Annotated in this window: 20 protein-coding genes and 1 pseudogene; 9 read left to right on the top strand and 12 right to left on the bottom strand. The window is 34.4% G+C overall.

Annotated elements, in window-relative coordinates; genetic code table 11:
• The first annotated feature begins 42 nt into the window (after positions 1–42).
• Positions 43–1,116 carry an energy transducer TonB gene (locus IPK14_15000; GenBank protein MBK7994633.1) on the top strand — a complete coding sequence of 358 codons (1,074 nt, stop codon included), beginning with the start codon at positions 43–45 and terminating at the stop codon, positions 1,114–1,116.
• A gap of 317 nt (positions 1,117–1,433) precedes the next feature.
• Complete coding sequence (locus IPK14_14995; protein MBK7994632.1) at positions 1,434–2,276, top strand: DMT family transporter; 843 nt, start codon at positions 1,434–1,436, stop codon at positions 2,274–2,276.
• Between the two features lie 9 nt (positions 2,277–2,285).
• Here the strand turns inward: IPK14_14995 and IPK14_14990 are convergent, their stop codons facing one another.
• Positions 2,286–3,167, bottom strand: a complete 882-nt coding sequence (locus IPK14_14990) for an ABC transporter substrate-binding protein (protein MBK7994631.1) — start codon at positions 3,165–3,167, stop codon at positions 2,286–2,288.
• Between the two features lie 158 nt (positions 3,168–3,325).
• Between IPK14_14990 and IPK14_14985 the strand changes: the two genes are divergently transcribed.
• Complete coding sequence (locus IPK14_14985) at positions 3,326–4,543, top strand: thioredoxin family protein (protein MBK7994630.1); 1,218 nt, start codon at positions 3,326–3,328, stop codon at positions 4,541–4,543.
• Between the two features lie 100 nt (positions 4,544–4,643).
• On the opposite strand, the gene IPK14_14980 is transcribed toward IPK14_14985, so the two are convergent.
• The 4 genes from IPK14_14980 to IPK14_14965 form a co-directional block, all read right to left on the bottom strand.
• Positions 4,644–5,264 carry a hypothetical protein gene (locus tag IPK14_14980; protein ID MBK7994629.1) on the bottom strand — a complete coding sequence of 207 codons (621 nt, stop codon included), beginning with the start codon at positions 5,262–5,264 and terminating at the stop codon, positions 4,644–4,646.
• A 58-nt stretch (positions 5,265–5,322) separates the two neighbouring features.
• On the bottom strand, positions 5,323–5,655 hold the full coding sequence (locus IPK14_14975) for an STAS domain-containing protein (GenBank protein ID MBK7994628.1): 333 nt from the start codon (positions 5,653–5,655) through the stop codon (positions 5,323–5,325).
• Entirely contained in the window at positions 5,642–7,165 is a 1,524-nt protein-coding gene (gene dauA, locus IPK14_14970; protein ID MBK7994627.1) for a C4-dicarboxylic acid transporter DauA, read from the bottom strand. The genes IPK14_14975 and dauA overlap by 14 nt, the downstream gene beginning before the upstream one ends.
• A 318-nt stretch (positions 7,166–7,483) precedes the next feature.
• The gene (locus IPK14_14965) at positions 7,484–9,415 is read right to left on the bottom strand and encodes a PAS domain S-box protein (GenBank protein MBK7994626.1); all 1,932 of its coding nucleotides are present in this window, start codon (positions 9,413–9,415) and stop codon (positions 7,484–7,486) included.
• A 221-nt stretch (positions 9,416–9,636) separates the two neighbouring features.
• Here IPK14_14965 and IPK14_14960 point away from each other — a divergent pair, with 221 nt between their 5' ends.
• Positions 9,637–10,641, top strand: a complete 1,005-nt coding sequence (locus IPK14_14960; GenBank protein MBK7994625.1) for a hypothetical protein — start codon at positions 9,637–9,639, stop codon at positions 10,639–10,641.
• A 104-nt stretch (positions 10,642–10,745) separates the two neighbouring features.
• Here the strand turns inward: IPK14_14960 and hpnI are convergent, their stop codons facing one another.
• The 5 genes and pseudogenes from hpnI to hpnJ all read right to left on the bottom strand — a co-directional run bounded on the left by hpnI (position 10,746) and on the right by hpnJ (position 15,227).
• The gene (gene hpnI / locus IPK14_14955; protein ID MBK7994624.1) at positions 10,746–11,909 is read right to left on the bottom strand and encodes a bacteriohopanetetrol glucosamine biosynthesis glycosyltransferase HpnI; all 1,164 of its coding nucleotides are present in this window, start codon (positions 11,907–11,909) and stop codon (positions 10,746–10,748) included.
• Positions 11,910–11,950: 41 nt separating this feature from the next.
• Positions 11,951–12,328 carry an EamA family transporter gene (locus tag IPK14_14950; GenBank protein MBK7994623.1) on the bottom strand — a complete coding sequence of 126 codons (378 nt, stop codon included), beginning with the start codon at positions 12,326–12,328 and terminating at the stop codon, positions 11,951–11,953.
• Positions 12,321–12,815, bottom strand: a complete 495-nt coding sequence (locus IPK14_14945; GenBank protein MBK7994622.1) for an EamA family transporter — start codon at positions 12,813–12,815, stop codon at positions 12,321–12,323. Before IPK14_14945 ends, IPK14_14950 begins: the two co-directional genes overlap by 8 nt.
• Before the next feature lie 16 nt (positions 12,816–12,831).
• Positions 12,832–13,705, bottom strand: a pseudogene (hpnK, locus tag IPK14_14940) (hopanoid biosynthesis-associated protein HpnK).
• A gap of 64 nt (positions 13,706–13,769) precedes the next feature.
• Positions 13,770–15,227: a hopanoid biosynthesis associated radical SAM protein HpnJ gene (gene hpnJ, locus IPK14_14935; GenBank protein MBK7994621.1), complete on the bottom strand. Its 1,458-nt coding sequence runs from the start codon at positions 15,225–15,227 to the stop codon at positions 13,770–13,772.
• Between the two features lie 138 nt (positions 15,228–15,365).
• Between hpnJ and IPK14_14930 the strand changes: the two genes are divergently transcribed.
• The 4 genes from IPK14_14930 to IPK14_14915 all read left to right on the top strand — a co-directional run bounded on the left by IPK14_14930 (position 15,366) and on the right by IPK14_14915 (position 19,838).
• A complete protein-coding gene (locus IPK14_14930) occupies positions 15,366–16,025 on the top strand; it encodes a hypothetical protein (protein MBK7994620.1) in 660 nt (219 codons plus the stop codon).
• 61 nt (positions 16,026–16,086) lie between these two features.
• Positions 16,087–17,745, top strand: a complete 1,659-nt coding sequence (locus IPK14_14925) for a PAS domain S-box protein (GenBank protein ID MBK7994619.1) — start codon at positions 16,087–16,089, stop codon at positions 17,743–17,745.
• 88 nt (positions 17,746–17,833) lie between these two features.
• The gene (locus IPK14_14920; protein ID MBK7994618.1) at positions 17,834–19,303 is read left to right on the top strand and encodes an NAD(P)/FAD-dependent oxidoreductase; all 1,470 of its coding nucleotides are present in this window, start codon (positions 17,834–17,836) and stop codon (positions 19,301–19,303) included.
• 157 nt (positions 19,304–19,460) lie between these two features.
• A complete protein-coding gene (locus IPK14_14915; GenBank protein ID MBK7994617.1) occupies positions 19,461–19,838 on the top strand; it encodes a hypothetical protein in 378 nt (125 codons plus the stop codon).
• Between the two features lie 114 nt (positions 19,839–19,952).
• On the opposite strand, the gene IPK14_14910 is transcribed toward IPK14_14915, so the two are convergent.
• Together IPK14_14910 and IPK14_14905 are read right to left on the bottom strand one after the other, a co-directional pair.
• On the bottom strand, positions 19,953–22,595 hold the full coding sequence (locus IPK14_14910; GenBank protein MBK7994616.1) for an ABC transporter permease: 2,643 nt from the start codon (positions 22,593–22,595) through the stop codon (positions 19,953–19,955).
• 29 nt (positions 22,596–22,624) lie between these two features.
• Positions 22,625–22,957 carry a PadR family transcriptional regulator gene (locus tag IPK14_14905; protein MBK7994615.1) on the bottom strand — a complete coding sequence of 111 codons (333 nt, stop codon included), beginning with the start codon at positions 22,955–22,957 and terminating at the stop codon, positions 22,625–22,627.
• A gap of 169 nt (positions 22,958–23,126) precedes the next feature.
• Between IPK14_14905 and IPK14_14900 the strand changes: the two genes are divergently transcribed.
• Positions 23,127–26,447 carry a CHAT domain-containing protein gene (locus IPK14_14900; protein MBK7994614.1) on the top strand — a complete coding sequence of 1,107 codons (3,321 nt, stop codon included), beginning with the start codon at positions 23,127–23,129 and terminating at the stop codon, positions 26,445–26,447.
• Positions 26,448–26,527: the final 80 nt, after the last annotated feature.

The raw sequence follows: 26,527 nt of genomic DNA, 5'->3' as shown, positions 1-26,527 counted from the left end.
AACAAAGCAATATAATTTTAATTAAATGTGGAGTAAGTCTTTATGCAAAAACTATTTGTACTATCTTTTGTCGCTATTATATCAGTATTTTTCTTTCAAACACTTTCATTAGATATTGTTAATGCAGAAACTAAAACTGCTGCTACACAAAGCATTATCCGACGTTCAGAAGGTGTATTACGCGGTAGTGCCTTAAATAGAACCGCGCCAGAATATCCAAGAGTCGCCAAGGAACAAAATGTTGAAGGTGATGTAGTTATTGAAATTACCATTGATGAAGAGGGCAAAGTTAGCAATGCACGTGCAATGTCAGGTCATGAATTATTAGTTGATGCTGCACTAGAAGCGGCTAAACAATGGACATTTAAGCCTACTAAATTAAATGACCAAGCTGTAAAAGTATCAGGAATATTAACATTTCGCTTTAAGCTAGGTAGTTTAGCTGAAAGTACAACTACACTTAGTTCTGATGCAAGCCAAACAGATGAAAATATTGTTAAGCGTTCTGAAGGTGTAATTCGCGGACTTGCTACAAATAGAGTTTCGCCAGAATACCCAAAAGAAGCTAAAGAACAAAATGTTGAAGGCGATGTAACAGTTCAAATTATTATTAATGAAGAAGGCAAAGTTGTTAGTGCTAAAGCCTCTTCTGGACATGAATTATTACAAGATGTTTCTGTTACTGCCGCTAAGGGATGGACATTTAAGCCTTTTGAATTAGATGGTAAAGCTGTAAGAGTTTCTGCTGAATTATCATTCCGCTTTAAGTTAGGTTCCTTACAACAAGATTTAGCATCCAAGGGCGTAGATATACCTATGCCAAGCATTATCCGACGTTCAGAAGGTGTTTTACGTAGCAATGCAATAAATAAAGCCTTGCCTCAATATCCTGCTGTAGCAAAAGCCGCAGAAGTAGAAGGTGATGTTGTAGTAGAAATTACTATTGATGAAGAAGGCAAAGTTGCTCTTGCGCGGGTTGTTTCAGGTCATCCATTGCTACAAGCAAGTGCTATTGTTGCAGCAAAAGAATGGACATTTAACCCTACTTCAATAGATGGTAAGCCTGTAAAAGTCTCTGGTGTACTAACATTTCGTTTTAACTTAAATAACAAATAAATACTCCATAAACTAAATAAAATGTAAGATCTCGAACCTTAAACTCTAGCGGGGCGACATAGTTTTTTCTTAACATTAAATGACTATGCACGCCCTGTTGGGCTTCAGAATTCAAAATATTAATTTATTTAGTTTACGCTGTAGTTAGTATTAAATCTTTTTGGCGGATAAAATAGTTGCTTCTCAACATAGAAAACCTATATAAAACTACATTTTAAAATAGATAAAAATGTTAATCTCTATATAGGAAAAGCCTTATTTCAGACCAAAAACAAAATAATATTCCTTTAATTGCTTATTTATCAGTAACTTTTGCTATGCTAGTTTTTGCAGGTGAATCTATTTCCTTAAGACTAGCAGCTAAAGCAAATTTCTCTACAGGGCTAATAGCTTTTGCTCAATGTACAATGGCTGCCATTATTCAAATATTTTTTGGTGGTAGATTTTCTAAAGTAAGTTGGAAAGCCTGGTGGCCTGCGCTTACGCTTTCTGCCCTAAGTGGTTTATCATTTTATTTAGCAATTCGTGTTGCTCCAGTAGCTTTAGTAGGCTTAATTGAGCCGCTTTCATTACTACCTTTAATGTTTGCACATCGTTTTATACAAGAACGTAAATTAACAGCTAAAGCTCTTATTTTTCTGGTGTTACTCGTGATAGCAAGTTGTGCTACAGTTGGACAGTGGCCCGAAAAACTTTCTACTTTAGCAATTTTAATTAGCTGTGTTGGAATTGCTAGCACAGGTCTTTCGCTTGTTGCAGGTGAAGTTGTTAAAAAAGATGCTATTCCTTCTTTTGTCTTAGCAATGCAAACAGTTTTAGCAATTCTTTCTGCAATGCTAGTAATTTTCCTAGGCAACTCCTCTTTAGGTGGTCAATCTAGCAATTGGCTAGGAAGTTTAGCTGTTGGTGCAGTTGTTGGTTTAATAGTTAGTTTAGCTGTTAGCTCTTTATATTATGGAATGCAACATTTAGGAGCGTTAAAGGCTGGAACAATTAAAATTCTCCGGCTTCCTGTTGTAGCTCTTTTTGGATACATTCTTATTAATGAAAAAGGGAGCGTTGCAAGTGCTATTGCATTAGTAATGGTAGTAATTTTCTCTATTCTAACTATAAGATTTAGCAGTAACACATCAATTAAAGCTTCAATTAAAACCTCTTAAATTTTCTATTTACAATTTTTTTGATGCTAGAAATTCTTTTACAACTTCGCCTATATCTTTATGGTCAATATCAACCAAACCATTAAGCTTTTGAATTTCCTTTTCGCTAATTTTTCCTGCTAATTTATTTAATATGTTTTGCAACTCTGGAAAGCGTTTTAGAGTCTCCTGATGGACAACCGGCACGGCTTGGTAGGGTGGAAAATAATTTTGGTCATCCTCTAACATAAACAAATCCAGGCTAGCAATTAGTCCATCAGTTGAATTACCAGCAATTAAATCTACCTGTTTTTCAGCTAATGCTCTGTAAGTCAGGGCCAGATCCATTTCTTTTGGTGCTTGCTTAAACTTCAATTGATATTTTGCAGCAAAGCCAGCAAAACCATCTGCACGGCTTACAAACTCATAACCAAAGCCTGCTTGCCAGTCAGAAGTATATTTTGCAGCTTGTGAAATAGTAGTTAAATTAAGCTTTTTCGCCTCTTCGCCACGAATCAAAATAGCAAAAGTATTGTTAAAACCTAAAGGCTCGGCCAATGTAGCATTAAATTTATTTTCATAGGCTTGTTTTGTGGTTTGATAAACCATTTTTGGGTCAGTTTGTGCAGGTTCTTGTAGAATTGCCATTAAAGCTGTCCCAGTATATTCAGGATAAATATCAATTTGATTAGCAATTAAAGCTTGATGACAAACTAATGTCCCACCTAAATTAAATTTTCTGCTAACTTTTTGTCCTGTGCTAGATTCAATATGTTGCGCTAGCAGTTCAGCCAAAATAATTGATTCTGTAAAATTTTTTGAGCCTATAATCAAATTTTCTTTGCCACCACTTTGACAAGAAAGAATAAAAATCATCAGTAAAACTAATAGTGAATAAAATACTTTTTTCATTTTTTAAGTAATCCTAGAAAAATGTTGTAATTATTTATACCAATCTATAATAAATCAATACATTATAATTTGGGTATGGTAATTTCCTAGTAAAATAATGAATATTTTTTAGAACTTCTGAGTTTAATGACAACAATAAACAAGAAAGAAGGATAAAAATGAAATATTTGCTACTAACAATTCTCTTTTTAATCTCTTTTTCCCTATCTACGTTTGCACAATCTCCATTTTACAGCTTAGATTTTGATAAAGCTTGCTTAAAAGCTAAAGAAGAAAAAAAGGTTGTGCTTATAGACTTTTTTACTACCTGGTGTGGCCCTTGCAAAAAATTAGATGCTACAACCTGGAAAGATAAAGATGTAATCAACTGGTTAGAACAAAACACCATAGCATTAAAAATAGATGCTGAAAAAGAAGAATCTCTAGCCGAGCGTTATAAAGTCTCAGCTTATCCAACAATTGCTATTATCAGTCCTGAAGGCAAATTACTAGATTCAATTGTTGGTTATCGTGAACCCACCGCCTTTTTATCTAATGCTAAAGATGCTTTAGCAGGAAAAACCGCTTTAATTAAAGCAAAAGAAGAATTTATACAAAATGCTAATGATCCTTCAATAAGAGACAATTATGCAGGAGAACTTGCTAGAGTTGGTCAATACGAAGAAGCTTTAACCCATTATTTATGGTGTTTTGATGAAGGGCTAAAGCATGAGCCAAATTATGCAGGTGTGCGTACATCATTTTTACTTAGTTATATTGCTAAATTAGGTCAAAAATATCCTCCAGCTTCAGAAGCTTTGATTGAACGTAGCAACAAAGCAGAAAAACAGTTAAATGATGTTCAAAAGATTGAATCTAATGAAACTCTTCTCTTCTTAGCATATGATTTTATCGCTATTAACAAATACTTAGGCAAAGATGGCACTGATCGAAACTTGTCATTTTATACAAAAGTTAAACAAAACAATCAAAAATTGCTAGAAGCTAGTTTGCTAGACAGTTTATTAGATACTTTGTTAGAAGCTAAACGCTACAATGACATTGTAGAAAGTGCAGGAAATACTCTTGAAAAAATAGAAAAAAGAATAGCTCTATATAGTAGATCATTGGAAGCTTATAAGGAAATGGAGAACAAATCAAAATTAACAAAAGAACAACAAGATACACTAGCTTCAAACTTAAAAAGATTGACAACTCGTGAGAGCGTAAAATACTTTACGGCTTTATTAGGTGTTAAAGACTTAAAACAAGCTCAAACTGTTGCAGAGAGAATAATTAGTTTTGATTCCAGTAAAGAAACTTTAGCTTTACTCGCACAAAAAGCCACTGAATTTGGGCAAACAGAATTAGCCAATCAAATTTCTTCTAAAAATTAGCTAAGTTATTAGCAGCTAATAAACTTTTTCCATCCATATAGCTTACTTTTGATATAAGCTATATGGATGGAAAAAAATAAATGACAGACAAAATTATTTTTTAATTATTCTCTCCTTCATTATTATTTATTTTATGGCCTATTCTTTCATCTACTTTTTCTACCTTTCCATCTAATCCCATCAACAGCATTTCCACATCAAGATCAGGATGTTTTTCTTGAATTATATCTGTTAAAGACTCCATTTGCTCTTTATGAATAGACTTTTCTTTATCTGGCTCTTTATCTAAAGCTTCATAGCCTAAAATTACTTTATATGCTCCACAATCTCTATGATCCATAACAATAACTTTATGGATGTGGTGTAAATTAATGGCTACATCTACTTGATCTAAAAAAGTTTGTTCCCAAGTAGGAAATTTTTTATTGTGCGCACCTAAAGAAGCACCAGCTAGCATTACATGATCATAATGGTGTGAGAGTCCTCGACTAGTCATATAGTTTTCTGTTTCATTAGTTAACCTGTAATCAATACAACTTAGTAGTAAAGCTTCTGTATTTCCTGTTAGTATTAAACTAGAAGATTTTGCTTTAATTGCTGATAAAGTTTCTGCCTCATCAACTGATACTTTATTAAAACTAGCTGCTTTGCTACTTATTCCCATAGAAAAAAGTAAAAGCAAGCCTAGTCCTAATGCAAGATTTTTTAATTGTTTATTCATACCCTTATTTCTCCTGCGATATAACTTTTTTAAATACTTGCAAATTTTTTAGCAGTTTCTATATTTTACTAGTTTCTAAATAAGATATACCTTCTGTTTTTTGTTCTGTTTTTGAGTTTATATTTTTAGAATAAGCCCATGCTTGTTCTAAAGCTTTACTAAATTTTCTACAAATAAAGATACTGTTTTCTTGATTATGTATTCCTGCTTTAGCTAATACAGATGCAGGTTGTTTTTTTACTCCTGCAATAATAACAAACACACCTTTTTCTTTAAGTAATTTTAAGACTGACTCTAAACTAACTAACCCTGTTGCATCAATTATTTGAACAGCACCTATATAAAGTATAATTATTTTGGTATTTTGACCAATAACATTAATAGTAGACATAGCTTTTTGTGCTGCACCAAAAAAATAGTATAATTTCATAAAGTATGGTATTAGGTGGGAGCGGTTCTTTTAGTCTAGAACTTTTTTCAGCAAAAATATTAACTTTTGAGGTTTCTGCCATCCGGTGCATAAATACTAGTGCAGATAAAACTAAACCTACACTAACACCTATAACCATATCAAAAAACACAGTCAAGAAGAAACAAATTAATAAAACTACTATATCACTACGTGGGGCAATTTTAGTTATATGAACAAAATGTTTAGCCTCGCTCATATTCCAAGCAACAAGCAGTAATAATGCGGCTAGGGAAGCCATTGGTAAATAAGCAACTAAAGGCGCAAGTAGTAAAACGGCTAAAAGAACAAAAACTGCGTGTATAAAAGCTGCAATTGGAGAACGACCACCAGAACGAATATTTGTAGCTGTTCTAGCTATTGCACCTGTAGCTGCAAATCCACCGAAAAAAGGGCCAACTATATTACCTATTCCTTGTGCTAGTAGTTCTGAATCAGAGTTATGCTTTTTATTAGTCATACCATCAGAAACTACCGCAGATAAAAGAGATTCAATTGCTCCTAGTACAGCTATAGCAAATGCAGCGGGAAGAAGTTCACGAATTAAACTTAAGGAAATACCTACAGCTTGACCATCTGCCCCCGGCAAATGCCAAGGTAATAGCGGCAGTGGTAATGCTCTAGGAATTCCTGCATATTCAATACCTGCTATAGTGTAAGAAAACCGCGTTCCAATAGTCGCCACATCAAAGCTAGGAAAAATTTTCTTTAAGATGAGCGCGATAATTGCAGCAAAAGCCATTGCTACTAAAGGTGATGGAATTGTTTTATTGATTTTCGGCCAAAGTAGTAATATTGATAGTGTTATCAGACCTATAGCAAAATCTGTTAGTCTTATTGTTGGTAAAGCAGTTATTAAAGCCAAAACTCTCTCAGGAAAATGTTCTGGCATATTTTTAACTGTTAAACCAAGAAAATCTTTTAATTGAAGTACTCCTATAACTACACCTATTCCAGCCGTAAACCCTGTAGTTACTGTAGTTGGAATATATTCAATAAACTTCCCTAGCCTAGCTAAAGAAAAGCAAACTAGTATAATTCCAGCTAGCAAGCTAGCTAATACAAGCCCACCTAAGCCATATTTTATTGTGATTGGGGCAAGGATAACGACAAAAGCCGCTGTTGGCCCAGAAACTTGAGTTCGTGAACCACCAAGTAAACTTATTACTGCACCAGATATTACAGCCGTATAAATCCCATATTGCGGAGGAACTCCACAAGCAATAGCTAAAGCCATTGCTAAGGGTAGAGCAACTATTCCTACCACGATACCAGCTAAAATATCTGTTTTTAATTCTTTAACCGTGTAACCTTCTTTCAAGGCTTCCTGTAAGGCATAGGCAGGTTTTAGTTTATTATTTTCATTTTTTTCTTCTGGAATTTTGCTAAAACTTAACTCTGTTTTATCTTCCGCTTCAAACGATATATCCATAAATACTCCAAGCTACCATAGCATTTTCTCTAGCTCATTAAAAAATTTAATTGTTAGAATTATTTATCTTCGGTTTGGTCGAAAAATTAAGATAGGTAGATTTGGCAACTTGTTGATAAAAATGCGGTTATATTTACTATTACTAGGCATAATTTTCTACTAATTAAAGCTTAATTCTACTAATTAAATTTTAGTAGTAAACCAAAGCAATAGTAACTTTTTAGAAAATTTTAGGAAATCAGATAAAAACAGTTTTTTTAATAAGATTTTAGGAAAGAAGAAGGTAAAAATTTTACCCTTGTTTATTAAAGCAAAATTTTAAGTTAAAAGCTCATTTGTTATAGCATAACGAACTATTTCAGCATTGTTTTTTAACCCTATTTTTTCTAGTAATTTACTACGATAGGTACTAATAGTTTTTATACTTAAACGCAGTTCCTTTGCTATTTCTGTTAGATTTTTTCCTGAAGCAATAAGACAAAGAATTTGAAATTCTCTATCTGATAAATTTTTGTGTAATGGTTTTTCTGTATCAGCTTTTAGCTCAAATATTAATTGTTCAGCTACAGACTCACTTATATATTGGCCCCCTTCAGCAATTTTTTGAATTGCTTGAATTAATTGTTCTGGCGCACTTTCCTTGTCTAAATAGCCCGCTGCACCAACTTTTAATATCCTTAAAGCATAAGCTTCCTCTGTTTGTGTACCTAAGATTAAAATCGGTAATAAAGGAAATTCTACTTTTATCTGTTTAAGTAAATCTAAACCATTTTTACCAGGTAAAGATATATCCATTACTAGCATATCCCAAGGATAATTACGTATTTTTTGCATTAATTCTTGACCATTGCTTGCTTCACCTGCAACAACTATGTCTGGAATCTCTGCTAAAATTTGTTTTAAGCCTTCTCTAACAATTGCATGACTATCAGCAATTAAAATTTTAGTAATTGCCTTTTTGCCTTGTTTGTTGCTAGTAGTTAAAGGAAAAGATCTTTTTGTATTTTCTGAGTCAATAGACAAAAAGCTTTCTTTATTAGCTTTTTTAGGTAAAGCAATGGAAATTAGCAGAGTTAGTTTTTCGTCCTGTTGCTTGATTTCTACCTTACCCCCTAATAATAAAGCTCTTTCTTGAACGCTAAATAAGTCTAAAGAAAGATTTGTTTGTTTTGAAAAATCAAAATTACTGCTTGTTAACTCAAGGAAAAGAAAGCTTAAATCCTCTGATTGATAAATATTAATATCTATTTGATTTGTTAGTCTAGCTAAACTACTTAAGCTTTCTTGTAAAATTCTAAAGACAAAAATTGAATAGGCTGAATCTAGTATTATTTCTTCAGGAATATTTAGATTACATTCTATATTTGTATTTTTTTGAAATTGTGTAACTTCCCATTCAATGGCACTTGTTAAACCAAGGTCATCTAGTGCTTTAGGTCTTAATTCTGTAGATATTTTATCTACTGTTTGCAAAGATTGTTCAATAAGAGCTTTCATTTTCTCAACTTTTTTTTGTAATAGCTCTTGGTTAGCACCTAATTTTTTATATAGCCAAGCAAGTTCCATTTTTAAGGCTGTTAGGACTTGCCCAATATCGCTTTGGATTTGACGAGTTATGTTTGCTCTTTCTTCTTCTTGAAGTGCTTGTAAATTTCTAGAAAAAAGCCGCAATTTTTCTTTAGTTTGTCTAAGCTCACTTTCTGCCTTTTTGCGTTCTGTAATATCTCGTGCAATGGTTGATGCTCCAATAATCTTGTTACTAGCGTCTTTTATTGGAGAAACTGTTAAAGAAACAAATATTTCCTTACCATCTTTACAAATTCGAGTAGTCTCAAAGTGTTTAACTTGTTGGCCTTGGCGGATTTTTTCCAAAATTTCTATTGCTTCATTAGCTCGATCTTTTGGAGCTAAAATAGCTATAGATTTACCTAATATTTCGTCTGTATTATATCCATAAAGCTTTTCTGCTCCAGGATTCCAATTAGTTATCACACCTTCTAAAGTTTTACCTATTATTGCATCTTCTGAAGATTCAACAATTGCAGCAAGTCGAGCTAGGTTTTCAACAATTGTTTGTTCAGTTGCAGAGCCTTTTTTTATTAGCTCAAGTAACAAAAGATCTTGTATTGAAACCACTGCGGCAAGATCTTTGTCATGTTTATGAAGAACAATTCTTTCTAGCCCAAAAGCTACTTTATAAAGATTTTCTATAGGCTCAAAACGAGCTTTGCTTATTGGTAGTCGTATCATAATTTTATAAAACCTTAAGTTAGAATTATACAAAATATGTATTTTATATAAAAAGCTATAAAAAAAATATGTTTCTAATACTATAGGTGGAAATAAAGTTGTCCCGGTAAAACTATGATAGTTTTTTTTATTTTTTTACGCGTCAACAAGCAAAGGGAAATATCTATAGAATATTTACAAACACAACAATTTTTAAAAAGGCGTGTAAGAAAGGGAAAAGTATGTTTAAGTCCGTTAGTTTTGAAAACATAAAATATGTTTTCTTTTATTTTTGTATTGTTATATCAATAATTTTTGTTCAATTTAAGCCGGCTGTAGCACAAATATCTGATAGCTTTGACACCCTGCTAAATGTAGAAGTTGTAGAAGTAAAAGATCAAAAGGCTTTCTGCAAAAATGGAGTTGTTGTTGATTTTTCTGAGATTAAAAACCAACGTCCTGTTGAAGTTAGAGATATATTAAGAGCAACTGGTGTATTTACTTCTACAGAAACATTCCCTAGCTTAATTAAAGCTGATTGGACACGTGTAGAAAAACGCCGAGATATTACTTTTCTTGGCCCCATTCAAAAGGTGGTTGAAAAAGGCAGTAATCAATTAGAAATAACCATTTTTAATCAACCAATAGCTATAAATAAAGATGTATTTATGGCTGCAAATTTAAAGCAAGGCACTATAGTACTTATCACTATAGAAAATACTCCTCAAGGATTTAAGACCATTCTTGTTGATAACTTTAGCGTAGGAAAGTTAGTTACATTTGGAGGAAGAATTACTGCTATTTCAGGAAATACAGTAACACTTGAAGGAGGCTTTACAAGCACACTTTCACAACAAGCTGTAGATTTTCTTAAAATAGTAAATTCATTTACCATTGGAGCCAAAATAAATGGTGTACTAGAAAAAGCACCAAAGAAAAATAAAGTATTAAAATTTATGGGGGAAGGATCTAAATTCCCTGGGCCAATTCCAGAAATTATTACATCCTCATTGCGTGGTAGAATTCAAGAAATTGATATAGTTAATAGCACTATTACTGTTTTTAACCAGAAGTTAAAAGTCCCTTTTTCTACTCCTATTATTTCTGGTACAAAAAATATTATTCTTGAAGATATAGATCTAAACAGCATTGAAGGTGCGTTTATTGATCTAGGTCAATTTGGAATAGGAAATAGTGACCTTCTTGACTACTCTATAGTAAGAAACATAAATATTATTAACAAATAAATCATATGTTTAGATCGTGTTACAAAATATTTATAAAATTTATTAATGGGTAAAACTATATTAATTCCTTATCCTTGCTTTTTTGTAACACGATCTAAACAAAACTACTTTTTATCTGCCGAAACTAATCGCCCTCCACTTGTTAAATAAAATTTATCTCCTCGCCAATAAACTGTCCTCCCAACAAAGCTAGCCGCCCAAACTAAAAAGCTAAATAAATCCCTAATAGGTAAAAGGTAAAAATAACGTTTTATTCTATGATCGCCTAACCAAGTCCCACCAACTAACCACGCAGCTAAAGACCTTACAATTAAAGCTAGTAGCGCGACTACCCAAGCTAAATAGCTATTTACAAAACCTAGTAATAAAACTAAGGAAAAAAATGTTGTAAAAGTAAAAACCAGTCCAACATAACCGCCTGGACGAGAAAACTTAACTCCTCTAGCCCAACGAATTTGATGCTTAAGAAAATCACTTAGCTTATAATTCGGTAACACGGTATCAACTACACATTCAGATAAATAAACTTGATAGCCTGACTTAGCTGCTAAATTACCTATTAAAAAATCATCTGCTAAATAATCAGCAATAGCCGCAAAACCACCAAATTTTGCTAAAACCTCTTTTTTTATTGCAATCGTTGAACCAAGAGCAAATTTAATCCCTTCTAATTGACGTGCCGTTAAAACACCTAAGATAAATTCCCCGGAAATTCCTAAACCTTCCATCAAAGCAGCAAAATTAGTGCTACCAATTGCACGATAAAGACAAGTAACCACACCTATTTTTTCATTTTGCAATGGTGAAACTACTGTTTTTAGGTAATCTTTTGGGACAAAAATATCGCTATCACTTAGTACTAAAATTTCATTTTCTGCACACCCTAGCATATTATTTAAGTTACTAACTTTAGCGTTAATGCCTATGCTGATTTCGCTAATTACAAGTTTTATTTGAAGTTGTGGAAATTCTGTTTGTAGCTGTTTAATTAAATCTATTGCAGGGTCGGTTTTATCACGAACACCAAAAATAATTTCATAATTTAAATAATCTTGATTACAACAGCTTACCCAACAATCATAAGCTCTTTCATCTATCCCGCGAACAGGTTTTAAGATAGTAATAGAAGGTGTAAAAGTAGAGTTTTCTAATTTTTTTTGTGAGTTAAAAAATTTTGCGGCACTATAAATGCAAATTAAGTGGTAAATAGCAGAAGCAGTTACAAGTAAAATTAGAGTCCAAAATAAGATCAGCGTTAGCCAGTTCATTTGTTTAAGTTATTGCAAGCAATATGCTTGCGCTCCCAGCCTTATATAACAAGAAAAACTACACCAAGGCAAACAAGTAGCGTTCCCATTAACCGCCCTCGGTCTATTTCTTCGTTTAAGTAATATTTTGCCCCTACTGTGTTTACTACATAGCTAAGTGCTGTAGCAGGACTAACTAAGCTAATTGGGGCCCAGGATAACACTGTAAGCAGTGAAAAAAATGCTACAGCCATACAAGCAATTCCACTTATGACCCAAAGATTGGTCAATGTACGACGAGCAACACCTAGCAGCACCTTAATTTTTAGCGTGTCAACTTCGCCAACTTGCTTCATTCCACGACTAAGCAAAATATCTCCACAAGAACCACCTAGGACAATTATTATAATTAATACTATAGTTTCTACAGGTTTAACCATTTCCAGCATTATCAGCTATCCCCTCGGTAGAAGTTTTTTGATCTGTTCGGGCCTGACCACGCGCTACAAGCAAAACTCCAAAACAAATTAGCAAGATCCCAAACCAACGTCTGCCAGAAACCTCTTCTTTAAGCATTAACATAGCTAAAACAGCAGTAATAATGTAACTAAAAGAAGTGACAGGCAAAACATAGCTAAGATCAGCACGAGAAAGCAGGGTAAGAAAAAGCACAAAGAAAGTGGTTTGCAGGGCTAAACCTAATAAAAAGTAAATATTTGTAACCGTAGCCATCGGCCAAGCCCCATAAATTGCCCAATCTGGATTAACAGTTGCAACAAGTCCCATTAAGTGAAAACTTAAGCCGCTAGCTTGTGCCATATCAAAATTAGTCATTAGCTCAGCAACTTGTTTCATTCCACGAGTTAACAAAGCGTCCCCAAGCGAGACAGTAAAAACAGCTATTATTATTATTGGGAGTAATTTCATGCTTAATTTTAATTACTTAGGCAGAAAATTTTCTGCTTATTTCCTTCTCAAGGTCAAAATAATTGATTAGCTCAAAGGCGTGATCTTTTAATTTAGCTTGTACTTTTTTACTTAGCAATGCGGCTAGTTCGGCTCCACCACCTAAATTTGTAGAATTACCAGCTAACTCTTTTATTTCAGGGTGACAATAAATTTCATTTATTTCTGTGTTAATTTGCGGGAGTAGTCCTAGCCAAAAATCTTCTGTCATTGCACCACTTTCTAATAATCCATAAACCCTTTGTGTTGTAGCAAATCCACGCCCTTGCAGTTTACTTTTGGCACTTTTACATAGAAGGCTAAAAACTGTCCACCAAATTAGTTTCATCGCTAAATTACGACGGCGCAAGCGCAAAGTATGTTTTAAGGTTTCTTGCGGTAATCTAACACGCTTTACTTTATATTTTTCTGCTGCTTCAACCAAAATAGAAAAACTGTTGGGTGCATATGTAAATGCAAATGCCCATCAATATGTGAAAAGGAAGACCTGTGCTAGCAAATTTTTCCACTTGTGCATAAATTTCTTTTCGTAGTTCTACTTGAGCAGCAGAAGAAAAATAATATTTAACTCCTGTAGCAAAAGGATCTGTTGGAAAATTACCTGATTTATCAACTCAATTTGGGATTTCATTATGAGGCAAAACCGAACGCCCACAAATTACCACTAAGTGTAATCCTACGGCTAATTTAGGGTGAGCGCGAGCAAGTTTAACTGCTTCATCAAAGGCTGCTTCACCAACCATTAAACTACAACTAGTTAAAATTCCTTGCTCAAAGGCTTGAATAATTGCTTGATTAACTGCTATGGAGTAACCAAAATCGTCAGCATTGACGATTAATTTCTTTTGCATCTTGTAACTATAATTGGATAAAGAAGTAGAAAAAGACTTCTTTCTACTTCTTAGATAAATTTAACTAAACACCTTTATGTGAAGTGCCAATTTGAGCTTGTTGGGCTTTAACAAACTCTTTTCGTTTAGAACGTAGTTGTAAAAATTGTTTTGCTTCCTTATAAAGTCGGCTGCGTTCATCGCTATCAAAAATTGCTTTGCTGACAATTCGAGCAACTACACGAGGACGAAAATAATATTCATCATAAAAACGTTCTACTTGGCGCATAATTTCGCCGCGAGTAATTCCTGGAAGTTCTGCGTGTGGTAGTTGATGGCCTTCGTCGTCAGTCATTTCATTTTCAATTAAAATGCCTTTTTCCTTCCATTCATCATACATTTCTGTGCCTGGGTAAGCGTGGGCAATAGAAACTTGGATGGTTTCGCAGTCAATTTCTTTTGCAAACTTGATAGTTCTTTCAACTGTTTCTTTAGTCTCACCTGGCAGGCCAAGAATAAAATCGCCATGGACAACTATGCCAAGCTTTTTACAGTTTTTCATAAACTTGCGAGCCATTTCTACATTTGTGCCTTTTTTAATATTCTTAAGAATTTGATCATCGCCTGACTCAAAGCCAACAATCAAGAGCCGACAACCTGCTTCTTTCATAGCTTTTAGTGTTTCATAATCGGTATGAACGCGAGATGTACAAGACCAAGTAAATTTTAGCGGCTTAAACTTTTCACAAATTTCTAAAACTCGTGATTTACGCCAAGCAAAAGTATCATCATCAAAGAAAATTTCCTTCATATTTGGGAAAAGTTCAAGAGCGCGTTTGACTTCTGCTACCACATTATCAGAACTACGAGTGCGCCAAGGATGTCCGCTCATAGTTTGAGGCCATAAACAGAAAGTACAAAGTGCAGGACAACCTCGCTCAGTGTAAAAAGCAACGTAAGGATGGAGTAAAAACGGGACATTGTATTTGGTAATATCCATATCACGAGCATAAATTTCCGTTGCAAAAGGTAGCTGATCTAGGTCATGAAGCGGTGGACGGTCTGGATTATGAACAATTTCATTATTCTTAATGTAGCTAACACCTTGAATTTCTTCTAATGGCTTGCCAGCAGCAAATTCTGTTACACTAAAGTCAAACTCTTTGCGACATACAAAGTCAATCGCAGTAGTAGCGCGTAAGGTTTCTTCAGGTCTAACAGTTACGTGTGGCCCAACAAAAGTAATTTTTTGATCCGGTTTATTTGCCTTCATCATCTCAGCCATTCGGATATCATTATGAATTCCTGGGGTGCTAGTAAAAACTACTACAAAATCATAGTCTTTAGCTATTTCCAAGGTTTCTTTCATACTTACGCCGTGTGGGGGAGCGTCTAACAATCGGGACTCAGGAATCATTCCTGCTGGATAGGCTAACCATACTGGATACCAAAATGACGCTATTTCGCGTGTTGCAGGCCATCGGGAACTAGCACCACCATCAAAGTTTTCAAATGAAGGTGGATTAAGTAATAAAGTCTTCATAAATCTCCTTACCGTCGCATTTTACCTAGCTTAGTTTTCAAGAATTTTCTATTTTCTTACTTGGCTTATCTTGAAGTATAATCGTGCTATCTTAGCACAGTTGTTACAATAATTAATCCAAGTTAAGAAGAGAAAAAAATGCAATCTTTTAAACAAGTTATTATTTCTATATTGGCAGTTTTAGTCATTTTAGGCTGTAGTTTAGTAAAAGGACAAGCGAGTTCTCCAACTTCACCACAGGAGATCTTAACACAATTAAATCAACGATTTACAGCTATAAAAGATTATCAATGTCAAGTTGTAAGCACTAAGTATAAAAATGGAAAACCAAAACAAGATGGTCATAAATATTATTTTAAGAAGCCTCAATTAATTCGACTAGAAGTAAACATTGGCAAAGATAAAGGCGCGGTGGCTGTTTATAATAAAGCTGGTAAGGTACGCGCTCATGCTGGTGGTATATTAAGTATTATTACAATTACAATGGAACCAAATGATAAAAGGTTACAAGATGGTGATGGAGGCACCTTTGTTACTAGTCATTTAGGAGGAACAATTAAAGATATAGAAAAGGCTGTATCTTCAGGAAATGCAACCCTTAGTCAAGTTAAACTAGACCGCGACTATTACCAACTACAAGTTGATCGCAATAACAGACGAGATATTATCTTGATTGACACTCAATTAATGTTACCAATAACCTGGGACACTTTTATTGATGGAAAGTTAAACTCTAAAACCGAATGGAAAAGCTTGCAAGTAGATATTGGTGTGGCAGATTCACTTTTTAACCTCTAATTTTGGTGTGGCAGATTCACTTTTTAACCTCTAATTAAAGTTTTTTAGTAAGTAAAAGTATTTGAAAGAAATAAGTAAAAAATTAAAGCAGGATTTATCTAGTTCTAGCAATGTAAATATAGGTTTGCAGGTTTCTAAAGAAGAAATTACTGCTGCCTTAAATGGACTTGTTAGGGATTTTCTCCCACCAGCAACTTTTATTCTTAGCTTACTTTATGTAGTTTTTGCTGTAGGTCATATTTTTGTACTTCCACCACCTATAAATAAATGGCTTTTTTCTTTAGCAGCATTAACAGCAATTACTTTTATAAGTATTAGCACTTACAACAGAAAAAAAACTCTTTCCTTAAATTTAGTTAATCCTCTTTGTTTTCTTATTGCTGCTATGATGTCTATAAATAGCACAATTCATATTTATTTAGTACAAGAGGCACAACAAACAACTAATTTTATGTTGTTAGTTATTGGTATAGGTAGTATTTTTCTTTCTGTAAGATGGTTTGTTGGAACTTTAATTTTTGTATTAGGTAGCTGGGCCGGTGTAGCTTATTTCTCTACTCCTTCGCCCTATTGGGTGCATTTTGGATTTGCTTTGTTTGCCTCCGTATTCTTATCTATAGTAATGTTTAGAACCAGACTTATTAATTTTACTCACCTAGAAACTTTACACATTCAAGACCGCTATCGCCAAAAATTATTAGTTCTTAAACAAGGTGAACTGGAACAAGTCCTAAATTCATTAACTACTAGTGAAGCTTATACAAGATCAATCATTAATAATATGCTAGTTGGCCTTGTTACTTTATCAAGTCAAGGTTGTATTGATTCGTTAAATCCAGCAGCAGAAAAAATGTTTGGCTATCAAGCAAAAGAATTAATTGGTCAACACATTCAAGCACTTTTTTCTAAACGCTCTATAGGCAGTAGTCTTGAAGATTTTCTTAAAACTTATCTAGGTCGTATTACCGAAATAAATGCTATAAAGAAAGATGGAAGTATTTTTTTGGCAGAGTTCTCCCTTAGTGAGTTTCGTGTAGATCATAATATTTACTATAGTGGTCATCTTAGAGATATTTCTGAGCAAAAAGAGGCAGAGAGAGCAAAAACAGAGTTTGTTGCTACAGTAAGCCATGAACTTCGCACGCCTCTAGCCTCTATTTCAGGGTCTTTAAGCTTATTATCAGCCGGGTTTTTAGGTGAGCTTTCTATAGAATCACAAGAAGCAGTAGAAATTGCAGAACGTAACAGTAAAAGGCTACTTAACCTAATTAATGATATTTTAGATTATGAACGACTGGAAAAAGGCACTTTGGAGATGCACTTTGAAGAAGTATCCATATTATCTATAGTTTCACGTGCAATAGAGACTATTAAGGTAGTTGCAGAAAAAGAAGAACTTAAAGTAGAAGCACATATTTCTGACACTGTAGTTTATGCAGATGAAGACCGTTTAGCACAGGTTTTAGTTAATTTATTGTCAAATGCAATAAAATTTTCTTTACCAAATGGCAAAATTGTCGTTTCTTCTCAACAAGTTAACAATAAATTAGAAGTAAAAGTTATAGATTTTGGTCGAGGTATTCCAACTAATTTTCATGGGCAAATTTTTGAACGTTTTAAGCAAGTAGAAGCAAATGACTCTCGTAAAAAAGGTGGAACGGGCCTTGGACAAGCAATTTGTAAAGCAATTATTGAAAAACATAATGGTCAAATCGGGTAGAAAGCCAGGAAGGTCAAGGAAGCACATTTTGGTTTTCTCTACCATTAAAATAATAACAAAATAACAGCTAATTTTAGGAAGTATAACTATGGATCAATTAAAACATTTTCAAGTAGCAATTATTGGTAGCGGTTTTGGCGGACTTGGAACAGCAATTAAACTTAAGGAAGAAGGAATTGATGATTTTGTAGTCTTAGAAAGAGCCAATGATGTAGGCGGCACTTGGCGAGATAATAGTTATCCAGGCTGTGCTTGTGATGTGCAATCTCATCTTTATTCTTTTTCCTTTGCTCCTAATCCTGATTGGAGTCGAATGTATTCACCTCAAGCAGAAATTTGGGCTTATCTACGCCGTTGTGCTGAAAACTATAAAATTTTGCCTCATATCTGGTTTAGTCATGAAGTTACAAAAGTTTTTTGGCAAGAGGAAAGAAAACATTGGCTTATAGAAACTTCCCAAGGTTCGCTTACAGCTAATATTTTAGTAGGTGCTATTGGGGCTTTATGTGAACCATCGCTGCCAAATTTAGCTGGTTTAGAAAATTTTCAAGGAAACCATTTTCACTCTGCAAGGTGGGATCATAATTATGATTTAACTGACAAAACTGTTGCTGTAATTGGCACTGGAGCATCTGCAATTCAATTTGTCCCAGCTATTGAACCTAAAGTTAAAAAACTATATTTGTTTCAACGCACTCCACCCTGGGTTATTCCTCGTCATGACAGAGCAATAAGCGATTTTGAGAAAAAACTTTTTAGGCAATTCCCCTTTACCCAATATTTAATGCGTATGCTAATTTATTGGATACGCGAAATTTACGTTATTTATTTTCGTAATCCTTGGGTAATGAATATAAATGGTTTTATTGCTGTAAATCACCTAAAAAAATCTATCCAAGATCCACAATTAAGAGAAAAACTTACGCCTAATTATGTAATAGGGTGCAAAAGAATTTTAATTTCTAATGATTACCTTCCATCACTTGCCAAACCTAATGTTGAAGTAATAACAGAAGCGGTTAAAGAAGTTGGTCAAGATTCAATTACTACCAAAGATGGAACAACTAGAAAAATAGATACAATTATTTTTGCCACAGGTTTTCATGTAACAGATTTGCCTTTTGCCGATCATATTTATGGTAGAGAAGGAAAAACCCTTGCTCAAACTTGGCAAGGTAGCCCCAAAGCTTATTTAGGAACGACTATTTCAGGCTTTCCAAATTTCTTTTTGCTACTTGGCCCAAATACTGGATTAGGTCACACATCTGTTGTTTATATGATTGAAAGTCAAATTGCACACGTCTTAAATGCAGTTCGCTATATGAAAAAGCATAGTGTTGCAACAGTTGAACCCCGCAAAGAAGCACAAGATGAGTTTGTTTCTGAAGTTGATAAAAAAATGCAAGGGACGGTTTGGACTGCTGGCAGATGTGCTAGTTGGTATCTTGACCCTACGGGCCGTAATTCAACGCTTTGGCCCAGTTTTACTTGGAAATTTAAACAGCGCGTAGAACCATTTAACCCTGAAGAGTACCTAGTTAATAGTAAGGGGAAATAATGTTATTTTTCCTTTTTGGCGATAAAAAAAGCTGTTTATCGATACAAGTTAAAAAATATAGCCCGCTATACTAGACAATCATTACCCGTCTAAGTAGACTACTGGCGACAAACAACTAAAATACTTTATAGCCAATTCTTTAAGGGGAGAACAAATTATGATAACCATCAAACTCAAATCACTAAAAAACTTAAAAACTATAGCTCTTGCCGCAGTAATGATGCTTGTTATGACAGGTTTTTCTGTCAGTCATGCCAAATATGCTAAATTTATGGAAGAATATTCCTTCACAGTGACTAATAACACTGGTAATACAATTAAGAAGATTTTAGTGTCTGAAGATGGTAGTGATTATGGTTATTTTGATATTGGAAGCGGGATAAAACCCGGTCAAACGGTCAAATTAGTTTGGGATCAATCTACTAATGGTGAAGCTTGTGATCAATATGTTAAGGCCGTTTATGATGATGGTTCAGAATCAGAAGCAGCTAAATTTAATTTTTGTGAAAATGGTGTTGACTTAGAGTTTGATTAATTATCTATAACTGATTCAAAACAAACATTTTCTATTAATTTTCAAACATTGAGTAAAAATTAAAGGCTAAGTAGATAATCTTAAACTACTTGGCCTTCTTAGTTTTAGAAACAACTAATCACAACGAAGTGCAATTATTGGGTCAACTTTTATTGCTCGCCGTGCTGGTAAGTAGCTAGCAAGTGTTGCAATTAGAATTAAAAATAGTGGGATTATTATGTAAGTAATTGGATCTGTTACACTTACTTGATAAAGCAAACTACCAAGTAATTGACTTAACCACCAAGCAACAGTTAAACCAATCACTACACCTATAAAAACTAGCTTTAAGCCTTGTCCAATAACTAGTTTTAAGATATTTGTCTCGCTAGCACCTAAGGCGAGACGCAGTCCTATTTCTTGTGTACGTTGGGCAACTGTATAAGAAAGCACTCCATAAACTCCTACAATTGCAAGAATTAAAGCCAACATTGCAAATAAACTAAATAAAAACATATTGTAGCGAGAACGTGCTAGCGTTGTGGCAACTAACTCTGACATAGTTGTAATGGCAGAAGTAGCCTGATCTTTATCTAGCTCATAAACGGCTTGGTTAAAGGCTGAAACTAGTGCAAATGGGTCGCCTTTAGTTTTTAGAACAAAATCCATACGATATTGTGGGTGTTGTGGAAAAGGCATATAAATATCAAGACGTGTAGCTTCCCATTCACGGTATCGGACATCTTTAACCATTCCAACAACTTCCATCCAAGGGCGGTTAGATTCTGGCGGGCCAATTTTTAGCTTTTTGCCTATAGGGTCAAGACCGGGCCAATACTTTTTAGCTAGCGATTCACCAATTATTACAACATGTGGGCTATCTGCTTTATCTTGCTCAGTAAAATCACGTCCTTTTAAGAGTTGAATACCCATAGTTTGAAAATAATTTGGGCTAATGGTTTCAAAATTTGAAGGAGGGTTATTTTTATGTTCGTTTAAGCTTTGCCCTTCAATACTAAATGGATAATCCCATCCTACAGTTCCAGACAAAGGACGCATTAAAACACATCCAGCAGACTCAACATTAGGGAGAATCTTTACCTTTTCATAAAGCTGTTCAAAAAAGATCCTTTTTTTATCTTTGTCAGGATATTTTCCTTGATTAAGAGCAACCCTTAAAGTCAATATATTCTTTGGGTTAAAGCCAGCATCAACATTTTGTAATTTATAAAAGCTTCGTCCCATCAAACCAGCACCAACCATTAAAATAACAGCAAAAGCAACTTCAATAACTACCAAATAATTTCTAATTTGATGAGTCTGTGCGCTTCCTAAAAGCCTTGTCCCACTTTCTTTAAGAAATTCGTTAACATTAGTTTTAGCCGTTTGCCAGGCTGGGACTAGTCCAAAAATTATTGAAGTCAACAAAGAAGTTAAAAAAGTAAAACCTATTACTTGAAAATCTAGTTTTACATCTGCAATCCTAGGAATATCTGCTGGTGCTAATCCAACTAAAGCTTTTATTCCAATAAAAGCTACTAATAGCCCTATTGTTCCACCAATTAAAGCTAGCAATAAACTTTCTGTTAAAAGTTGTCTAATTAAGCGAAATCGCCCCGCGCCTAAAGCAACCCGAACAGCAAATTCACGTTGACGACTAGCCGCCCTAGCCAATAACAAATTGGCTACATTAGCACAAGAAATTAGCAAAACCAGCCCAACAGCACCTAGCATTACTAAAAATGCTTGCTCTGTACTACCAAATATTACTTTAGTTAAAGGAATTAAAATAATACCAAAACCTTTATTTTCTTTTGGATATTCTTGTCCAAGACGTTCTGCAAGTGTATTCATGCCAGCTTGGGCTTGGCTAAAACTCATTCCAGCCTTGATGCGCCCAATTGCTCTTAAAACTCGAAAATCCCGTTGCTCCGTCCATCCATCAGGGCTAGGTGTTAGCGGCGACCAAAGTTCAACACCGCTTGGAAAATCAAACTCCCTTGGCATTACTCCAATTACTGTCATTGGTTCACCTTCAACAGTAAGTTTTTGACCAATGATTTTTGGATCTCCTCCAAATTGCCTTTGCCAAAGTCCATGGCTAATAACTGCTACTGGTGCTGCTCCTTGACGCTCATCTTCTGCTGTAAAATCACGTCCTAAAGCCGGGCTAACTCCTAGCAAAGAAAAGAAATTAGCCGAAGTAAAAACACCTACTACTTGTTGTGGTTCTTCTCTACCCGTCATTGTCCAATCAAAATTAACCGAAGGTAGCACAGCAACTTGCTCAAAAACCTGATTTTGTTTTTGCCAATCTAAAAAATTTGGATAAGATGTCTCTACTTGTTCGTGTCCAGTGGTTAAATTTGTCTCCCAAAGCATTACTAAATCTTCTTGTGCCTTAAAAGGTAGTGGACGCAGTATTACATTGTTAACAATACTAAAAATAGCACTTGTAGCACCAATTCCTAATGCTAAAGCTAAAATAGCAACAAAAGTAAAGCTTGGTTTATTAGCTAACATACGTAAGCCGTAGCGGAGATCTTGATAAAAATTTTCTATCATTTCTATTCCTTTTGCTTCTCGGCAATCGCTTTTTACCTTTTGCAAATTCCCAAAACGCCGCATTGCATCTGCTTTTGCTTCTTCAGCACTCATTCCAGCAGCAATATTATCTTTAATGCACATTTCTAGATGAAATTCTAATTCTTCATCAATTTCTTGATGCACTTCATCTTTTTTCAAAAAGCGTTGCCAGAAGTTTTTTATACTAAACATAAAGTTTATTCTCCTAGGGTGCGCTATTTTTAAGCTGTTTGCATAACCTTAGAAATTGCTATAGAAAGTGCTTGCCAACTATTAATTTCTACTTCTAATTGTTGTTTACCTAAAGCAGTTAGCTGATAGTATTTTGCCCGACGATTATTATCAGAAAGTCCCCAGGACGATGAGATCCACCCTTTTTGCTCCATTCTATAAAGTGCAGGATAGAGCGAACCTTCTTCCACTTTTAGAACATCTTCAGAAATTTCTTGTATTCGTCTTGCAATTGCATATCCGTGTAACTCATTACGGGAAAGTACCTTTAATATCAGCATATCCAAAGTCCCTTGCAAAAGCTCTATTCTGTTATCAGACATTGGGGTGGCCTCCTAGAATATCTAGGGGAAATATGACAAAACATACCTAGACTGTCAAGGGGAAAAATTTCTAAGGGTTTTCTTTGGAACAAAATTTAGAAAATGGGTGTCTAGTGAATCTATAAAATTGACAATTTTTTAATAAATCAAAATTTCAAGGGGAACTGTTATGGCCGCAACAAACCTTGGTTTTAAGAAAGTTCTATTTAAAAACAAGTTAGCATTTATTTATTTAAGCTTTTCCATTGCTTTAATACTCTGTTTTTCAACTAATTATAATGCTGCTACTAATGTGCAAAGTCCTCGTCTTCTAGAAACTAATAAAGCTATTGAAGAAAAGTTAACCTTTAAGGAAAAGCATGTTTATAGAGTAGCTTTAGCAAAAAAAGATTTTCTACTTGTTACTTTAGAGCAAAAAGGAATAGATGTAATTATTCAAGTAATAGACCCTAATGGACAAAAGCTAGCCGACGTTAACAACCTATCAAGCCCTTTAGGTCAAGAAGCGTTGGTAATGATTGCAGATCTTGAAGGCGATTATCAGTTGATAGTAAAGGCAGCGGATGAAAAAGTATCTGTTGGGAGCTATGAAATTAAAGTTCAGGAAAAACGCCCATCAACCCAAAAAGATGCTGCACTATTAGAAGGGCGTGAATTACAAGCAACAGCAGATTTTCTTTATGCACAAAATACCAAAGAAAATTTTCTTGAAGCTCTAAAACTTTATCAACAATCTGTAGAGCTTTTTCAACTAGCAGAAGATAAAAAAGGCCAAGCTAGTTGTTTGCGAGGTGTAGCACTTTGTTATTACTCGCTAAATGAAAACTTAAAATCAATAGAAAATTATGAAAAATCCCTCGCGCTTTGGACTGAACTAGGCCAACGCTATAGCCAAGCAGCAACTTTACTTGCAATTGGGGGTGTTTACTACATTATAGACGACTATCAACTTGCACTTAGTTACTATGAACAGGCTCTACCAATTTGGATAGAAATAAAAGACCGATATGGTGAGGGCTACACTTTAGCAGCAATTGGTAACGCTAAAGTTTCAACAGGCGATTATTTCAAGGCTGTAGAATGTTATTATCAATCCATCCAAGCTTATCAAGACTTATCTAACTTAAACGCAGAAGGCACGGCTAGATTTAGTTTAAGCAATGCTTTTTATTTGTTAGGTGAATTAAACGAATCTTTATCTAACTATCAGCAAACTCTAGCACTTTTCCAAACTACCAAAGATAAAAAAGGCCAGGCTAGCACTTATACAAACTTAGGCTTAGTTTATGCAGGGTTAAAAAATAAAGATTTATCCTTAGACAATTATAATAAAGCAATAACACTTTATCAAGAACAAAACGAGCCAATAGCAGAAGCTTTTACTAGGCTTGGTGTTTCTGCATCACACTTACTTTTTGAAGAACATGACAAGGCTTTAGAAGTTGGCAATCAATCCTTGGAAATCTTTCTAAAATCTAAAGATAGACGAGGTGAAGCTATTGCATTAAGCAATATTGGGCGAGTTTATTTTGCTTCTGGAGATAAAGAAAAAGCTAAGGAAAACTACCAAAAAGCAATTGATATTTTTCGCTCTCTAGGCTATCGCAGCGGTGAAGCAGCAATGCTTTATGGGCTAGCGAGTGTTGCCCTAGAGCTAGGAAATATAAATGAAGCTCAAAGCCAGATTGAAGCAGCACTTAAAATTGTTAATTCTTCTACTCTAAAAATTACTGAGCAAGAAATTAAAGAATTTAATTTTACTGCCCTACGTAGCTATTTTGATCTTTATATTGATGTTTTAATGCAGTTACATAAAAATAACCCTAATGGAAGCTATGATTTACAAGCATTCCAAGTAAATGAACAAGCTCGCGCAAGATTTTTACAAGACATTTTAACCAGCATTCGCCCAACAATTAGCGGAATAGATTCACAACTTCTAGCTAAAGAACGTAAAGTTAACCAATTAATTAGAAATAAAACCCGTAGCCAAATGAAGCTTTTAAGTGCTGAATATACAGCAGAACAGCTAACAAGTGTCTCTAAAGATTTAGAAAAATTTGCTAAGGAATATGAAGTAATCCAAGCTGAAATTAAAGAAAAATATCCGCGTTATGCTCAACTGATGTATTCATCGCCAATAGCAACTAAAGACCTACAACAACGCTTAGGCAAAGATACTATTTTATTAGAATATTGGCTTGGTCAAAAATACAGCTATCTTTGGTTGGTAACACCTGACAAAGTAGAAAGTTTTGAACTTCCTGCACGTTTTGAAATAGAGCAACAAGCTAATAAATTTCATCAACTTTTACGCGCTCGTAATGACATAATTCGCTATTACAAAGGAAAGCCTATAAATCAATCTACTACACACAACTTAACAAAAGACCAAATAAAAGATTTGGCTAAACTTTTAGCAGAAGGAAAATCATTAAATAAACCTTTATCGACAGAAGAAAAAGATGCCCAAGCAGCAGAATTAGCTAACACATTAGGACAAATTTTGCTCCAACCTGTAGCAACAAAACTAGCAAAATCAAAGCTTTTAATTGTTGGCGAAGGGGCTTTGCATTTTATTCCTTTTGCAGCATTGATTAATCCAGGAGATGAAACTAAAAAAACGCCGCTTTTGGTTGACCATGAAATAGCCTATTTGCCAAGTGCTTTATCATTTATTGCTTCACAAACTACAAATAACGAGCGTAAAAACTTAAAGCCTTCTGTAGCAATTTTCGCTGATCCAATACTTTCAGTTGTAGACAACAGATTAAGTAAAAAAGCTCTAAAAGATAAAGAAGAAAACCAACAACCACCAAGTATTTTGGTATCCTTAAAAGATCCTGCTCGTCAATCTGTAGAGCTAGCTTACCGAGCAGCAGAAGACACAGGAATACTAAATGAAGACTACCGCATTCCCCGTTTGCCAGTTGCCGCACAGGAAGCCAAACAACTTGCAACTATTTTAGAAAAGCCAAAAGAAATCCTTGAAACTGCAATGACTCGTAACATCTTGTCTAGCGAGGAGTTAAAGCAATATTCCATTTTGCATTTTTCTAGCTATGCTTTTATTAATAGCAAACATCCTGCAATTTCAGGTCTTGCACTCTCGCTTTTTGACACAGTTGGCAAGGAACAAGATAACTTCTTAAGACTAAAAGACTTATATAACTTAGAGCTACCTGCTGATTTGGTAACTTTTAGTGCTGGCGGGACAACCCTAAATGGAGAAGTAAGAGCAGAAGGATTTTATGCTCTAAGTCGGGGTTTAATGTATTCTGGTGTATCTCGTACAATGCTAAGTTTATGGACGGTTAATGAAGATGCTCGTGTTGAATTAATGAGCAAGTTTTATCAAGAACTGCTAAAACAAAAACAATTAAAACCTTCTGTAGCTTTGCGTAATGCCCAACTAGCCATTTTAGAAGATAAACGCTGGCAATCACCTTATTATTGGGCTGCATTTATGGTAGTAGGTAACTTAGACTAATTAATTTCAAGTCTATTTTTTTAATATTTCGATGGAGTGTTGGCATTTAAGCTATTCTTAAAATGTTTAGGGCAATATAA

It is taken from the genome of Blastocatellia bacterium (assembly GCA_016713405.1).
Lineage (GTDB): Bacteria > Acidobacteriota > Blastocatellia > Chloracidobacteriales > JADJPF01 > JADJPF01.
This window is presented reverse-complemented; position numbering and strand designations above follow the sequence as displayed.